Here is a 219-nt window from a genome sequence, read left to right on the forward strand (position 1 = left end):
GTAAATGATCTGGAAAATTCACTAATGCATCTATAGTAATACTGTTAAGTCCTTCGTCTCTAGTTTTAATACTAATAGGAAGTATGGTAGTCTGATTAATTTCATTAATACCTTGTATTATATATTGTTCGCCAGCAATTAACCATGACATATCATCTATTTGAGTATCTAAGTTTTTAGCATCAAAGCCCCAATCGTAGTTAGCTGTAGCTCTATCAT

At 31.5% G+C, this 219-nt stretch carries 1 protein-coding gene; it reads right to left on the reverse strand.

Features of this window, described 5'->3' with window-relative positions; all coding sequences use genetic code 11:
- Window positions 1–219: hypothetical protein (locus H2O73_RS24650; protein ID WP_182110881.1), on the reverse strand; the 219-nt coding region annotated here is incomplete at both ends.

It is taken from the genome of Vibrio marinisediminis, assembly GCF_014050145.1.
GTDB lineage: Bacteria > Pseudomonadota > Gammaproteobacteria > Enterobacterales > Vibrionaceae > Vibrio > Vibrio marinisediminis.